We start from the raw sequence: 14,896 nt of genomic DNA on the forward strand, positions 1-14,896 counted from the left end.
CGGGTGCCCTCACCGGTTCAACGCGGCGCCCGGCCCGCCCGTTCCGTCGAGTGGATGGTCCGGCTGCGAGACGCCCGGCGAGTCGCAGCCGGATCACGCACTCAGCGGCGAGCGTGGGGCGGCTCCGGCGCCGGACCCACCCCGCCGACCAGCCGGACGTTGAGCGCCCGTCCCGCGAGCTCGAGCGCGTGGTACTGCTCGTGCACCCGCACGGTGACCCCGGGGTCGAGGGCGAGGCTCGTGTGGTGCCACACCCGGCACGCTCCCTCGCCCGTCGCGTACTCGACGACGACCTCGGTGCCGCCGCTGGTCGTCCGCACCGCGAGCACGACGCCCTCGCGCCACCCCCAGGGCCGGTTGCGGAGCATGCGCTCGTGGACGGGGTGCAGCAGGTGCCCCGTGTCGAACCGGTCGCACACGGTGGGCGGGGGACAGGCGACGACCGTCGCCCGGCGTTCCATGACGCGCTCGGCCATGGTGCTCCTTCTCTCCGTGCCCGACGACGGGGCTCACCCGCGTGCGCACGCCCACCCGGGAGGCTCCCCGGGTGAGGGGCACGAGGAGGCGCCCTACGACGTCGGGCCTCGCTCTTCCCCCACGGTCGTGGGGGCGGGTCTTCCTCCGGGAGCACCGTGCGCGTCGCGCGGTTGCCGGACCAGCACGCCGGAGGGCGGTTCGCTGGTCCTCTGGACCGTTCTCAGTTCTACCACGGCGTCACCGACCGAGCACAGGGAGCACCTGGTCCTGGACGCACGAGTGCCCCCGACCGAGACGGTCGGGGGCACTCGTTCAATGATCAGCTACGCCCGGAGGCGAGTGAGATCAGAGCGGGCGGATGTTCTCCGCCTGCGGGCCCTTGGGGCCCTGCGTCACGTCGAACTCGACGCGCTGGTTCTCCTCGAGCGAGCGGAAGCCCTGCGTCTGGATGGCGGAGTAGTGCGCGAACACGTCGGCGCTGCCGTCCTCAGGTGCGATGAAGCCGTAGCCCTTTTCGCCGTTGAACCACTTCACGGTTCCCAATGCCATGGGGATCTCCTTCTAGAGTTTCAAACAGCTCCATGATCTGGAGCCGAACATCACGGTGTTCGTCGTCAACTCTTGGGTAACAAGGTTCGCGGTGGCATGGGGCCGTTGCGCAAGGACAAGCGAGGCACTGCAATCTCACCGGCTACGGTACAGGGGTTACTCCGACTGTGCTAGCCCTGATGCTAACGATTGAAGTACGCCTGTCCGCCAACCAGGTCAGGGCCGAGCAAATCGGGCACCGTTACGAGCGTGTAGCCGGCAGCCCGCAGACCGTCCACGATGCCCGGGACGGCGTCGACGGTCGAGGCGTGGATGTCGTGCATCAGGAGGATCGCCCCAGGTCGGACGCCTGCGAGCGCCCGTTCGGTCGTCATGGCCGCGTCCTTGTTCTTCCAGTCCTCGGTGTCGACGTCCCACAGGATCGCCGGCTCGTTCCGCTGGGAGAGGACGCTCGTCACAGTGTCGCTCGTCGCGCCGTACGGAGGGCGCACGAGGGTCGGTCGGACGCCTGACGCGGCCTCGACCGCGTCCGCCGTCGACGTCAGCTCGTCCGTGATCTGGTCCGTGCCGAGCTTGGACAGGTCCGGGTGGGACCAGGTGTGGTTCCCGATGGCGTGCCCTTCGGCGACCTCGCGGCGGACCAGGTCGGGGTGCGACGTGACGGACCGGCCGACGAGGAAGAACGTCGCCTTGGCCTGCTTCTCGGCGAGGGTGTCGAGCAGGCGCGACGTGTGCTTGCCGGGTCCGTCGTCGAACGTCAGGGCCACGCACCTGAGCACCGAGCAGTCCGGGGCTCCCGGGGACGCGGGCGGCACGGGCGGGGTCGTCACGGGGGGCTCGACGGGCGGCGGCGTGATCCCCATGAACGGGGTGCCGCTCGACGCGGTGTCCGCGAGCTGCTTCCCGACCGCGGACAGGACCGTCCGCGTCGCGTCGGGCTCGATGCGCACGGCCAGCTCTCCGTCCGAGCGGGCAGAGACCAGGCCGGGGGAGAAGACCAGGGTCGCGGCGCCGTCGGGCCCCAGGCGAACGTCCCGGAAGGTGTCCTCCGACGCGGGCACCGGCTCCTCGAACCCGAGCCCGGCCTGGTCGAGCGCCGCGTCGACCCACTGCGCGGCCTGCTTGCGGCCGTCGGCCGTGAAGAGGTCCGAGGACCACGTCGTGGTCGCGCGCGGGAGGTCGGTGTAGAACGTCTGGGCGCCGGTCGTGCCGTTCGCCCCGCCCGTGAAGGAGTACGTCGTGGCACGCACGCCCAGCACGTCTCCCTGCGCGAGCACCAGGTCCCATCCGACGTTGAGCTCGTTGCCCACTCCGGCCGGGTCGACCGCGGCGTCGTACGCCTTCTCGGTCTCGTCGACGAACGTGCCGAAGGCGTGCGAGAGGGAGCGCTCGCCCGGGACGGAGACCGTCGAGATCGAGCGGGCGTCGCCCGTGCTCGCGGTCGACTCCTGGTGGATCTCGAGGTTCTCGACCGACGCCGGGTCCAGGACCGGAGGCGGGTCGACCCGTTCGGCGGGGACCGGATGGGCCGTGGGCGACGGGGTACCCGTGGGAGACGCCTCTCCGGAGGGGTCGGCCGCGGCACGCGTCAGGTAGAACGTGACGCCCGCGGCGACGACCAGGAGCGGTACGAGCACGGCGAGGACCCAGAGGGCTCGGTTCCGCGGGCGCGCGGGAGCGGAGCCGCCCGGCGTCTGGCCGCGGGACGGAGGGAGGGACTGGGACATCAGTCCACCGTGCCACCCGCGCAGGGTGCGCGTCGCGACCGGCACGGCGGATGAGAGCAGCGCCACAGTCGTCTGCGACACCCTCTCGCACGGTCCTCGCAACGACTCCACGGCCTTCACCGACCGGTCACCTGTCGGCTCTCCGCCTCCGACCCGACCGCGACCCGTCCGCGACCCGTCCGCGACGCGCCGGCCACTGCCGGGACGGGTGGTGCGGGCCACGGGCGGCGGGGTAGAAAGGGGTGATGGTCTCCCCCACGCAGGTCCCCGACGTCGTCCTCAGCAACGGTGTCGCCGTCCCGCAGGTCGGGCTCGGCGTCTTCAAGGTGCCCGACGACGCGACGCAGAAGAACGTCGAGCAGGCGCTCGAGGCCGGGTACCGGCACATCGACACCGCGGCCGGCTACTACAACGAGGCCGGTGTCGGTGCGGCGCTCCGGGCCAGCGGCCTGCGACGTGACGAGATCTTCGTGACGACCAAGCTCCGCAACGGCGACCAGGGGTACGAGTCGGCGCTCCAGGCGTTCGAGGACTCGCGCGAGGAGCTCGACGTCGAGGTCGTCGACCTGTACCTCGTCCACTGGCCCGTCCCCAGCAAGGACCTCTACGTCGAGACCTGGCGAGCCTTCGAGAAGCTCTACGCCGACGGCGCGGCCCGCGCGATCGGCGTCTCGAACTTCCTGCCCGAGCACCTCGCGCGCCTGCTCGCCGAGACCGACGTGGTCCCGGCCGTCAACCAGATCGAGGTCCACCCGACCTACCAGCAGCGCGCGACCCAGGAGGCCACCCGGGCGGCGGGCATCGCCGTGGAGGCGTACTCGCCGCTCGGACGCGGCGCCGACCTCGACCACCCCGCGGTCGCCGCGGTCGCCGACGCCCACGGCGTCACGCCCGCCCAGGCGATCCTGCGCTGGCACGTCCAGAGCGACCGGATCGTCATCCCCAAGTCCGTGAACCCCGAGCGCCTCGCGTCCAACATCGACCTGTTCGGCTTCGAGCTCTCGCCCGACGAGATCGCGGCGATCGACGCGCTCGACTCGGACGCCCGGCTCGGCTCCGACCCCGCGACCGCCGCGTTCTCGCAGTACCCGTCCTGACCCCCGGACCGGATCGAGACGTTCCTGTGACGGCCCCGTAACGCGGGACGGAGTCTCGCGTAACCGCGCCCACGTACGTTCCAGGCACTCAGGTCGCCGGACCCGGGGCCCGGGACCTCGGGCGCCTTGTCCGGTTCGCCGCGTGTGAGTCCCTGGTTGCAATTGTGCATCTGGGGTTTCGCGCTGGTCCGACCTGTGCCATCGTCAGCACGTTATTCAGTGCTGAATATCAGGTGATCCACCGCGGGTGCGAGGTCTCCGAGCACCCGGGTGCGATCTGGCGCACGGAGGTTCGGAATGCAACGCACAGCACGTCGAACGACGGGTGGGCTGGCTCTCGTGCTGGCAGCCGCCCTCGCCATCACCGCTTGCGGTACCCAGTCTCAGGGGGACGACGGAGGTTCGACGGAGTCGTCGAGCGCGTCAGGGTCGGCCGATCTCAAGATCGTGCCGTCCGTCCAGATCGACATCGACGGGGCCGAGGTCCCGGTCGAGACCTCGGGCGACCCCGTCGACCCGGCCGGAGACGGCACGGCCGAGTGTGCCGAGGGCACCTCGATCGCCATGGCCGGTGCTCTGACCGGCCCCAACGCCGCACTCGGGCAGAACATCCTCTACGGCGCCAAGGTCGCGGTGGACGCGTTCAACGCAGCGAACGCGGGCTGCCAGGTCACGATCAAGGAGTTCGACACCGAGGGCGACCCGCAGAAGGCGACCCAGGTCGCCCCGCAGATCGTCGGCGACGCGAGCATCATCGCGCTCCTCGGCCCGGCGTTCTCCGGGGAGACCTCCGCGACCGGCGACGTCTTCAGCCAGGCGGGCCTCCCCTCGCTGTCGGCGTCGGCCACCAACCCCGACATCACGAAGAACGGCTGGAAGACGTTCTTCCGCGGCCTCGCGAACGACGCGGTCCAGGGTCCGGCGGTCGCCAAGTACATGGTGGACACGCTCGGGTACGAGAAGGTCTGCGTGGTCCAGGACAACTCGGACTACGGCGTGGGGCTCGCCAAGGAGATCACCGCGGGCCTCGGCGACGCGGCCGACGACTCGTGCTCTGCCGAGGTCAAGGTCGGCGACAAGGACTTCGCTGCCGCGACGCAGCTCATCTCGAGCTCCGACGCGGACGCCGTCTTCTACGCCGGCTACTACGCGGAGGCCGCGCCGTTCGCGCAGCAGCTGCGTGACGCGGGCGTCGACATCCCGTTCGTGTCCGCGGACGGCACCAACGACCCGCAGTTCGTCACCCAGGCGGGCGCGGCGTCCAAGGGCGCGATCCTGTCCTGCCCCTGCGGACCGGCTCCCGACGACTTCGCGGCCGCGTACGAGGCGCTCAACGGTCAGGCCCCGGGCGTCTACTCGGTCGAGGGCTACGACCTCGCGACGATCATGCTCACGGGCATCGCGTCGGGCGTCACGGACCGGGCCGGGATGCTCGACTTCGTGACGAGCTACGACGGTGAGGGCCTGGCCCGCACCTACAAGTGGGACGACACGGGCGAGCTCTCGTCCGCGCTGATCTGGATCTACGAGGTCCAGTAGCCGGTCGGCGCCTGCCGGTCCGGAGCGCCGCCCCTTCCCGGCCAAGCACGGCCGGGCCGGGGCGGTGCGCCTGACGGCAGCCGCCGAGCGGACCACGGTGCGCCCGCCTCCTCGCGGGGTGGGCGCACGGTGGTCGGCCGACCGCCCTCCCACCGGCTTCAAGGAGCAGCATGTCGATGCTCGTCCACGGCGTCCTCGCCGCCGACCCACTCATCGGATTCGACCTCGCGGCCCTCGGCCGCAACTTCTGGGCCCTCACCGTCGACGGCCTGACCTACGGCGCGGTCTACGCGCTCGTCGCGGTGGGCTACACGCTCGTCTACGGCGTGCTGCGCCTCATCAACTTCGCCCACTCCGAGATCTTCATGCTCGGCATGTTCGGGCAGTACGCCACGCTCCTCGCCCTGGGCTTCTACCCGAGCGGCGACGCGTTCGACAAGGGCATCCTGCTCACGGTCCTCTATCTGGGGATCGCGATGATCGGCGGCATGGTGGTCGCGGGAGGGGCCGCTGTCGGGCTCGAACGCGTGGCCTACAGACCCCTGCGCAAACGCGGGGCCCCGTCGCTCGTCTTCCTCATCACCGCGATCGGCGCGTCGTTCGTGATCCAGGAGTTCGTGCACTTCGTGCTCCCGGCCCTGACGGGCGGTGAGCTCGGCGGCGTGAACGCGGAGCAGCCCATCCGGCTCGTCGAGCCCGAGGTCCAGTTCACGCTCTTCGGCGCCAACGTCACCAACGTGACGCTCATCATCATCTTCTCGGCCCTGATCCTGGCCCTCGCGACCGACATGTTCATCAACCGGACCAAGTTCGGGCGCGGTATCCGGGCGGTCGCGCAGGACCCCGTGACGGCGACCCTCATGGGGGTCTCGCGCGAGCGCATCATCATGCTGACGTTCCTCATCGGCGGCGTCCTGGCCGGGGCCGCGGCCCTGCTGTACACGCTGCGCGTCCCCAACGGGATCATCTACTCGGGCGGCTTCATCCTGGGGATCAAGGCGTTCTCCGCGGCGGTCCTCGGCGGGATCGGCAACCTGCGCGGCGCGCTGCTCGGTGGCCTGCTGCTGGGCGTCATGGAGAACTACGGGCAGGTCGTGTTCGGCACGGAGTGGCGCGACGTGGTCGCGTTCGTCCTGCTGATCGTGGTCCTGATGTTCCGCCCGACCGGCATCCTCGGCGAGTCCTTGGGGAGGGCACGAGCATGAGCACCAGCACTCCTGCGGGGAACGACGGGGTCCCCGGCGGCACGGCCGCGACGAACGGCGCCACCCCGCCCGCACGGCCCCGCCCCGAGCTCCCGCCTGCGGGCCAGACGCCCGTGGCCCAGCGCCCGCACGGCGGCGTGGGGGACCGGTTCCGGCTGTGGTGGGACGCGCTCGCGCGGCCCGCGCAGTGGGGGGTCGGCGTCCCGTTCATCTTGTTCGTGGCCCTGCTGCCGATCCTCAACATCCCGGTCCTGACCACGGTCGGTACCAACTTCGGGGCCGTGATGGCGCAGTTCGGGATGTACGCGCTCATCGCGATCGGCCTGAACGTCGTGGTGGGGCAGGCGGGTCTGCTCGACCTCGGCTACGTGGGCTTCTACGCGATCGGCGCGTACACGCTCGCGATCATGACGAGCCCCGACAGCCCGTGGAACGTGACGCAGCCCGAGGGCTGGCTGTCGGACGACTGGGCGTGGCTCGCGATCCTGCCCGTCGCGGTCGCGATCACGGCCATGTCGGGCCTGGTCCTGGGGTCGCCCACGCTGCGCCTGCGCGGCGACTACCTCGCGATCGTGACGCTCGGCTTCGGTGAGATCGTGCGCCTGCTGGCGGACAACCTCGACGAGATCACGGGGGGCGGTCAGGGGCTCAAGTCGGTCGCCTACCCGCGGCTCGGCGTGACCGAGGAGCTGCCCAACGGCGTGTTCTCGGCGGGCAACGTCGGGACGACGCTCAACTCGGGCGTGTGGTGGTTCTGGCTGTCCCTGGTGTTCATCATCATCTCGCTCATGCTCGTGGGGAACCTCGAGCGTTCGCGCGTGGGCCGGGCGTGGGTCGCGATCCGCGAGGACGAGGACGCGGCCGAGATCATGGGCGTGCCCACGTTCCGCTTCAAGCTGTGGGCGTTCGTCATCGGGGCGTCGATCGGCGGCGTCTCGGGCGCGATCTACGCGGGCCAGGTGCAGTTCGTCATCCCGACGAACTTCAACATCATCAACTCGGTCCTGTTCCTGTGCGCGGTCGTCCTGGGCGGCCAGGGCAACAAGCTCGGCGTGATCCTGGGGGCGTTCATCATCGTGTACCTGCCGAACTTCTTCCTGGGGCGCACGTCCCTGTTCGGCATCCCGATCGACGGCAACGAGATCGCGAACTACAAGTACCTGTTCTTCGGGGTCGCGCTCATGGTGCTCATGATCTTCCGGCCGCAGGGGCTCATACCCGTCCGGCAGAAGCTCCTCACGTACGGGCGCGAGCTGTACGTCGCGGCGCGCCGCACGCTCGCCAAGATGCCCGACGGCGGCCCGCAGGCCGCGTACGCGACGTCCGCTCCGGCGTCGGGCACGGGGAGCGGGACGGGGCGCGACGCCACCGGGAGCGGCCCCGCCGGGACCGGTGCCGGCGAGCACGACGAGACCACCGACGGGGGGAACCGATGAGCAACGATCCTGGCGGTATGGGGGCCGGCGGCGACGTCGGCGACGCGCACCTGTCGCTGTCCGCGGACGCGGGCGAGCCCATGGCCGAGAAGTACCTGCCCGGTGCCGGGCTCGCCGAGCCGGTGATGGTCGACGTGACCGAGGTGCGGCCCGAGCTCGCGGACTCCGCGCTGGTCGACGCGATCGTCGCGGCCGACCGCACGGTCCGCACCGAGGTGGGCGAGCCGCTGCTGCGCATGGAGGACGTGTCGGTCGTGTTCGGCGGTCTGACCGCGCTGGACTCCGTCTCGTTCGACATCCGGCGCGGGGAGATCCTGGGGCTGATCGGGCCCAACGGGGCCGGCAAGACGACGGCCTTCAACGCCATGACGGGCGTCTACCGGCCCACCAAGGGGCTCGTACGGTTCGACGGGCAGGTCCTGGGCAAGGCCAAGCGCAACCAGATCACGCGCCTCGGCATCGCCCGGACCTTCCAGAACATCCGTCTGTTCAACGAGATGACGGCCCTGGAGAACGTCGTCGTGGGGACGGACGCGCGGCACCGGACCTCGGTGCCGGGCGCGCTGCTGCGCACCAGGCGGCACCGGCAGGAGGAGCGCGACGCGATCGACCGGTCCATGGCGATCCTCGAGTTCGTCGGGGTGGGGGCACGCGCCACGGAGAAGGCGCGCAACCTGTCCTACGGCGAGCAGCGGCGCCTGGAGATCGCGCGGGCGCTCGCGACCGAGCCCAAGCTGCTGTGCCTCGACGAGCCCGCGGCCGGCTTCAACCCGGCGGAGAAGGAGGCCCTCATGGACCTCATCCGCCACATCCGCGACGACGGGTACACGGTCCTGCTCATCGAGCACGACATGCGTCTCGTGCGGGGCGTGACGGACCGCATCGTGGTGCTCGAGTTCGGCAAGGTCATCGCCGAGGGCACCCCGGAGGACGTCACGGCCGACCCCAAGGTCATCGCCGCCTACCTGGGCGTACCCGACGAAGAGCTGCCCGAGGGAGACACCGATGCCCCTGCTTGAGATCACCGACATGACGGTCGCGTACGGGCGGATCGAGGCCGTGCGCGGCGTGTCGATCACGGTCGAGGAGGGCGAGCTCGTGACCCTCATCGGGGCCAACGGTGCCGGGAAGACGACGACCATGCGCGCGGTCTCGGGCATCCGTCCGCTGTCGCGCGGGAAGATCCTGTTCGACGGCAAGGACATCACGCGCATGAAGCCGCACCTGCGGGTGCTCGAGGGCATCGTGCAGGCACCCGAGGGGCGCGGGATCTTCCCCGGCATGACGGTCCTGGAGAACCTCGAGATGGGGGCCTACGGGCGCACGTTCGAGAACAAGGCCGTGCACGACGAGACCCTGGCCCGGGTCTTCGAGCTGTTCCCGCGCCTCGAGGACCGCACGTCGCAGGTCGGCGGGACCATGTCCGGGGGCGAGCAGCAGATGCTCGCGATCGGGCGCGCGCTCATGGCCCGGCCGCGGCTCATGCTGCTCGACGAGCCGTCGATGGGCCTGGCCCCCATGGTCATCCAGCAGATCTTCCGGATCGTCTCGGAGATCAACGCGCAGGGCACCACGGTGCTGCTCGTGGAGCAGAACGCGCGGCAGGCGCTGTCGCGCTCGCACCGGGCGTACGTGCTCGAGACGGGAGAGGTCGTGCGCTCCGGGGGCGGCCGGGAGCTGCTCGCGGACCCGAGCATCAAGGAGGCGTACCTCGGGGTCGCGTGAGCGGTGGTGCGCTCCTTGTGCACACTGTCCCCAGGCCTGTGGATAACTTTGTGGACAGGCATGGGGACAACGTGTGGAACACGGTGTGGGCACGTGGGGACAGTTGCGGCCGACGGGCCTCTCAGGACCCCAGGCGCTCCTTGGCCGCCAGCACGCGCAGCACCGAGGCGTCGACCTTGGCGGCGAAGGCGGGGTCGGACTGCGCACGCTCGACGAGCGCGGTCGCCATCTCGGGGATCACGGTCGGGTCGGCCGACGCGAGCACCATGTCGCCCCCGGCGGCGATCGTCAGGACCGCCCGCTCGCCGGGCGACCACGCCTGCACCTGCTCGGCCTTCGACACGTCGTCGGTGATGACGACGCCACCGAAGCCGAGGTCGCCGCGCAGCAGCCCGTCCACGACCTCGGGTGAGAACGCTGCGGGGAGACCGGCGTCGATCTGGTCGTAGATCGCCGTCGACGTCATGACGAACGCCGCGCCCGCCTCGATGCCGGACCGGAAGGCGTCGACCGACGGGTCGTCCCGCGTCGTCACGGCGTCCCGCACGTCCGCCGTCGTGTCGGTGTTGCCCCCGACGCGACCCAGCCCAGGGAAGTGCTTGATCGCGACGTCGACGTCGTTCGCCTCCATGCCCGCGCTGAACGCGTTCGCGTGCGACGTCACGGTCTCGACCCCGAACCCGTAGTTCCGCTCGAAGTACCCGATCGGTGCGTTGGTCGCGGCCGTCTCGGGGCTCGTCACGACGTCCATGACGGGTGCGAGGTTGAGGTCGATGCCCACGTCCGCGAGCTCCTTGCCCCACGTGGTGGCCTGGCTCTGGAGCTCCGCGGGGGCCAGCGTGGACTGCTCCATGGCGCTCGGCAGGTCGGAGAAGCCGGGCCCGCGGAGCACCTGGACCTTGCCGCCCTCCTGGTCGGTCGAGACGAACATCGGCGTCCCGTGGGTCGTCTCGTCGGACACGAGGGCAGTGAACGAGTCGACGAGGTTCTTGACGCGCACCGACCCGGCCTGGGTACGCCCCGCGAGGAACACGTTGCCGACGTGGTGCTGGTGCACCGCGTCGTAGCTCGCCTGGTCGATCTTCCCCACGTTCACCCCGACCATGAGGAGCTGGCCCACCTTCTGCTCCAGGCTCCACCCGGCGAGGGGGTCCGGGGCGTCGGTGGTCGGGTCGGGTGCGGGGGTCGGCGTGGGCGTCCCGGTCGCGGTGGGGGTGGGCGTGCCCGACGGCGGAGCGCTCGTCGGGGAGGGCGTCCCGCCTCCCGGCGAGCACGCGGCGAGCAGCAGGACGGTGGTGAGCAGGGCGGCGCTCGTGGCGCCTCGACGGGACGACCTCATGCTTCGACCCTAGGACGGTTCCCGGGGGCACCGCGTCGCCGGGCGGTGCTGGGAGCGTGTTCTTCGCGTCACGTGCCGGGGTGCGGGATGCTCGGCGACGGGGAGCTGCGTCGCGAGGGGGAGCTGCGCCGGGCGGGGGGCCGGGCGTCAGCCGGCGAGGTGTCGGCCCACGGGGTCCGGGGTCGCGATCGGCCGGCCCACGGTCAGGGCGTCGCGCATCGCCGGGTCGAGGTCGGCGAACACCGCGTCGGCCTGCGTCCCGGTCGCGTCGAGGACCGAGCTGAAGAAGCAGCGCGCGGACGCAGCCAGGATCACGTCGAGGATCTCGCCGTCGTCGAGCCCGAGGTCGCGCAGCTCGGTGAGGTCGGGCTCGGACATGTCGGCGGCCCCGGCGGCGACCTTGTCCGCGAGGTCCATGACGGCGCGGTCGATCGGGGAGAGCTGGACGGTGTCGTGCCCCTCGGCGACGTCGCGCACGGCGTCGGCACCGACGTGGTGGTCGGCGAGGACCGCGCCGTGCGCGAGCGCGCAGTACGTCGACCGGAGCCGCAGCGCCGCCGCGAGGGTCGCGAGCTCGTACCGGCGCGGCGACATGGACGCCTTGATCGCGCCGTTGAGCCCGATCCACGCGTCGAGCACCGCGGGCCGGTTCGCGAGGAGCCGCGTGAGGTTCGCGACGTACCCCAGCGACTCCTGGTCCTTCGCGAACGCTGCCGCGACGGCGCCGCTGGGCTCGCTCTCGTCGGCCTCTCGGATCCAGCTCATGGCAGGTCTCCTTCCCGGGCGGCTGTGCGCTCGCGGTAGGGAGCACCGCGCCCCGGGGCTGTCCCTCCAGGCTGGCACGGCGGCGGCGGGACCGGAAGGTCTCCCGCGCCGGCACTGTGAGAGGAGGCCGCTAGGCGTGGGGTGGCGTGCGGAGGCGGGCGAACTCCTGTGCGATCGCTGACCCGACGACCTGCCCCGGGGCGATGCCGGTCTCGTCGGCCGGTGCGATCGCGGTCAGCCCGGCCAGACCGATCCCGACCATGAGCAGGCGCAGGGCGGCGTCCCGGTTGCCGTCGTCGGGACGTTCCCGGTCGAGGAGCCGTTCGAGGACGGTGCAGACCTGCTGGAGCGACGCCAGGTACGCGGGGGCGAACTCCTGGGCGAACCGCGCGTACGAGCCGGCCTCGGCCCAGAGGGCGAGGGCGCCGCTGTCCTGCCCGCCGCGTAGGCCCTCGAAGAAGTGGCCGACCGCCTCCTGCGGGTCGAGGCTCGCCGTCTCGACCTCGAACTGCTCGACCTCGGTCCGGGTGTACAGGAGCCAGGCCTCGGCGACGAGCTGCGTCGTCGACCCGAAGTGGTGGTGGATCTGCCCCTGGGAGCCGCCGAGCTCGGCCGCCACCGATCGGGCCGTCACGGCGGCGATGCCGTCGCGTCCCAGGACGACCACGGCCGAGTCCAGGATGGTCCGGCGGCGCGCGTCTCGTGCGAGATAGCTCCCCATGGTCGTCTCCTCGGTGTCGGCAGCGGCCTATTGCATCACGACGGAGCGCACGAACGCGCTGGTCCGGGCGCGCAGCCCGTCGCGACGGGACGCGACGATCTGCGCGGCCGGCGGGTCGAGGGGGCCCGGGAGCGGGGTGCTGTGGACGTTCGTGTGGCAGTCGAGGTCGACGCACACGTAGATGCCGAGGGTGTCGAGGCGGGCGCGCTTGTCCGCCCCGGCGCGCGCGGCCGAGAACAGGGCGACCTCGTTGAAGCGGTGGGTGAAGCGGCACAGCGCGCACATCACGGCGCGGCTCGCGAGCTCGTTGCGGGTCGCCGACTGGCGGAGCATGACGCCGTGGGGCACCTCGTCGACGAGGGCGACGAGGTACGCGCGCAGGGGTGACCGGGGGTCGCGCCAGCCGAGGTAGTCGAGGCGGGACCAGTCGAGCGTGTCGAACGTGGCGGGGAGCCGCAGGGCCTTCGTCTCCTGCGTGGTCGTGTTCCTGAAGGCGTGGCGGGTCTCCTGCCGGGTCAGTGGTCGCACGTGCGGCTCCTCCGGTGTCCGTCGGTCAATTTGTACGCGTGTTCAAGTTGGACACTAGTACAGATGGATGCGGCAGGGCCCGCCCTTTTCCGTCCCGTTCTTCTGGGCGCCCAGGGAAATCACCCTCCCGCTCCGTCGCCGACGCGCGCCGACGGGTCTAGCGTCGAGAACAGGTACGCCCGTCGCTCGACCGGGGGGATCTCATGTGGGCGATCCGTGGACGCGTCATGGCACTGTCGGACGACCGGTCGGTCGCGCCGTCCGAGTCCGCGGTCTTCACGGGCCGCGTGTGGATCGACGACGACGGCCGCGTCGCCGACGTCACCCGGAGCACGGCGAAGGGGCCCGCACGTTTCGACGGCTGCCCGGTCGTCGACGTCGGCAGCTCGCTCGTCCTGCCGGGCCTGATCGACCTCCACAACCACCTGGCCTACGACACGCTGCCCCTGTGGACCGAGCCGTCCCAGGCCGTCCCGTTCGCGCACCACGACTCGTGGCCCCGCGCCAAGACCTACGCCGCGAGCACCACGTGGCCCGCGTACGCGTTCATCACCGCGAGCCCGCACGAGCTCCTCGCGTACGTCGAGACCAAGGCTCTCGTGGGCGGCACGACCTCGGTCCAGGGCTCCCCGCCCATGAACCGCCCGCGCGACGGGTGGCTCGTGCGCGAGATCGACGACGAGAGCTTCGGGACCGGGGACCGCAACAAGGTCCTCGCGTCGGTCCTCACGGCCAAGCCCGCCGACCTCGCCGACCGCGCCAACCGCATGCGCGCCGGCTCGCTGTTCGTCTACCACTGCGCCGAGGGGCAGCCCGGCAGCCTCGTCGCCCGCGAGTACACCGACGCGGAGTCGGCCGGCTGTCTCCAGCCCCGGTTCGTCGCGGTCCACGCGACCGCGGTCGACGCGGCCGGCTTCGCCCGGTGGACCGACCCCGGGGCCGTCGTCTGGTCCCCCTTCTCCAACCTGTGGCTCTACGGCGTCACCACCGACGTCCCCGCGGCGAGGGACGCCGGAATCGCGGTGTGCCTCGGGGCCGACTGGGCGCCGTCGGGCAGCAAGAACGTCCTGGGTGAGCTCAAGGCCGCGCGCCTCGCCGCCGACCACGCCGGGTGGAGCCTCCGCGACGAGGACCTCGTGCGCATGGTGACCTGCGTGCCCGGCGACGTCCTCGCACGCGGCTGGGGGCGACAGACCGGGCGGCTGCAGCCCGGGGCGCTCGCGGACGTCCTCGTGCTGCGCGCCCAGCGTGGCGCCGACCCGTTCCGGGCCGTCGTGGCCGCGACCGAGGAGGACGTGGACCTCGTCGTGATCGACGGCGTCGCGCGCTACGGGACGCCCGCGCTCACGGCCGCGGCGGGGGCGCCCGACCTCACGCCCCTCACGGTCGGCTCGCGCGACATGCGCCTGAGCCTCACGCACCCCGACGACGGTACGACGCCCTGGGCGTGGTCCGACGTCGTCGACCGCCTCGAAGAGGTCCGCGCCGACCCGCAGGCCGAGATCACCGCGGCCCAGGCGCGGGCCGCGGCGTGGGCAGGGAGCCTCGGCGACGCGGGCGCGCCGCTGCGCCTCGCGCTCGACATGCCCACGGGCGTCGGCCCGGTCGGCGGGCTCCCGCGCGACCTCGGGACGATCACCGTCCCGCCGCTCGAGTCCCTGACGCCCGACGACGCCTGGCTCGCGCAGGTCGTCGGGCGCGGCTTCCACGCGGGCGTGCTCGACGGCCTGCGCGCCTACTACTGAGGTCGCACCGCAGCGATCCTGCCGACCCGGGGGAGGGAGCACG

Annotated in this window: 14 protein-coding genes and 1 riboswitch; of the genes, 7 read left to right on the forward strand and 7 right to left on the reverse strand. The window is 71.7% G+C overall.

What is annotated here, in order from left to right; all coding sequences use genetic code 11:
• Positions 1-101: 101 nt before the first annotated feature.
• The 3 genes from JOD48_RS01565 to JOD48_RS01575 all read right to left on the reverse strand — a co-directional run bounded on the left by JOD48_RS01565 (position 102) and on the right by JOD48_RS01575 (position 2,753).
• Complete coding sequence (locus tag JOD48_RS01565) at positions 102-476, reverse strand: hypothetical protein (protein ID WP_191789978.1); 375 nt, start codon at positions 474-476, stop codon at positions 102-104.
• A gap of 105 nt (positions 477-581) precedes the next feature.
• A riboswitch (SAM riboswitch) is annotated at positions 582-693 on the reverse strand.
• A gap of 129 nt (positions 694-822) precedes the next feature.
• On the reverse strand, positions 823-1,026 hold the full coding sequence (locus JOD48_RS01570) for a cold-shock protein (protein ID WP_030152390.1): 204 nt from the start codon (positions 1,024-1,026) through the stop codon (positions 823-825).
• A 182-nt stretch (positions 1,027-1,208) separates the two neighbouring features.
• On the reverse strand, positions 1,209-2,753 hold the full coding sequence (locus JOD48_RS01575) for a polysaccharide deacetylase family protein (RefSeq protein WP_204806926.1): 1,545 nt from the start codon (positions 2,751-2,753) through the stop codon (positions 1,209-1,211).
• 245 nt (positions 2,754-2,998) lie between these two features.
• On the opposite strand from JOD48_RS01575, the gene JOD48_RS01580 reads away from it, so the two are divergent.
• The 6 genes from JOD48_RS01580 (at position 2,999) to JOD48_RS01605 (ending at position 9,755) form a co-directional block, all read left to right on the forward strand.
• The gene (locus JOD48_RS01580) at positions 2,999-3,850 is read left to right on the forward strand and encodes an aldo/keto reductase (RefSeq protein ID WP_204806928.1); all 852 of its coding nucleotides are present in this window, start codon (positions 2,999-3,001) and stop codon (positions 3,848-3,850) included.
• 447 nt (positions 3,851-4,297) lie between these two features.
• Complete coding sequence (locus tag JOD48_RS01585; protein ID WP_307823913.1) at positions 4,298-5,389, forward strand: branched-chain amino acid ABC transporter substrate-binding protein; 1,092 nt, start codon at positions 4,298-4,300, stop codon at positions 5,387-5,389.
• 170 nt (positions 5,390-5,559) lie between these two features.
• Complete coding sequence (locus tag JOD48_RS01590; RefSeq protein ID WP_191789974.1) at positions 5,560-6,594, forward strand: branched-chain amino acid ABC transporter permease; 1,035 nt, start codon at positions 5,560-5,562, stop codon at positions 6,592-6,594.
• Positions 6,591-8,030 carry a branched-chain amino acid ABC transporter permease gene (locus tag JOD48_RS01595; protein ID WP_204806930.1) on the forward strand — a complete coding sequence of 480 codons (1,440 nt, stop codon included), beginning with the start codon at positions 6,591-6,593 and terminating at the stop codon, positions 8,028-8,030. Before JOD48_RS01590 ends, JOD48_RS01595 begins: the two co-directional genes overlap by 4 nt.
• A gap of 125 nt (positions 8,031-8,155) precedes the next feature.
• Entirely contained in the window at positions 8,156-9,049 is an 894-nt protein-coding gene (locus JOD48_RS01600) for an ABC transporter ATP-binding protein (RefSeq protein WP_225226852.1), read from the forward strand.
• On the forward strand, positions 9,036-9,755 hold the full coding sequence (locus JOD48_RS01605) for an ABC transporter ATP-binding protein (protein ID WP_191789971.1): 720 nt from the start codon (positions 9,036-9,038) through the stop codon (positions 9,753-9,755). The genes JOD48_RS01600 and JOD48_RS01605 overlap by 14 nt, the downstream gene beginning before the upstream one ends.
• 121 nt (positions 9,756-9,876) lie before the next feature.
• On the opposite strand, the gene JOD48_RS01610 is transcribed toward JOD48_RS01605, so the two are convergent.
• The 4 genes from JOD48_RS01610 to JOD48_RS01625 form a co-directional block, all read right to left on the reverse strand.
• Positions 9,877-11,094 (reverse strand): glycoside hydrolase family 3 N-terminal domain-containing protein, encoded by a 1,218-nt coding sequence (locus JOD48_RS01610; protein WP_204806932.1) that lies wholly within the window; start codon positions 11,092-11,094, stop codon positions 9,877-9,879.
• Between the two features lie 147 nt (positions 11,095-11,241).
• Positions 11,242-11,859 (reverse strand): carboxymuconolactone decarboxylase family protein, encoded by a 618-nt coding sequence (locus JOD48_RS01615; protein ID WP_191789969.1) that lies wholly within the window; start codon positions 11,857-11,859, stop codon positions 11,242-11,244.
• A 130-nt stretch (positions 11,860-11,989) separates the two neighbouring features.
• Positions 11,990-12,580: a TetR family transcriptional regulator gene (locus JOD48_RS01620; protein ID WP_204806934.1), complete on the reverse strand. Its 591-nt coding sequence runs from the start codon at positions 12,578-12,580 to the stop codon at positions 11,990-11,992.
• Between the two features lie 27 nt (positions 12,581-12,607).
• Positions 12,608-13,108 (reverse strand): FBP domain-containing protein, encoded by a 501-nt coding sequence (locus JOD48_RS01625; protein WP_204806936.1) that lies wholly within the window; start codon positions 13,106-13,108, stop codon positions 12,608-12,610.
• Positions 13,109-13,335: 227 nt separating this feature from the next.
• Here JOD48_RS01625 and JOD48_RS01630 point away from each other — a divergent pair, with 227 nt between their 5' ends.
• On the forward strand, positions 13,336-14,853 hold the full coding sequence (locus JOD48_RS01630; RefSeq protein ID WP_191789968.1) for an amidohydrolase family protein: 1,518 nt from the start codon (positions 13,336-13,338) through the stop codon (positions 14,851-14,853).
• Positions 14,854-14,896: the final 43 nt, after the last annotated feature.

The organism is Oerskovia paurometabola (assembly GCF_016907365.1).
In the GTDB taxonomy this organism is placed as follows: Bacteria; Actinomycetota; Actinomycetes; order Actinomycetales; family Cellulomonadaceae; genus Oerskovia; species Oerskovia paurometabola.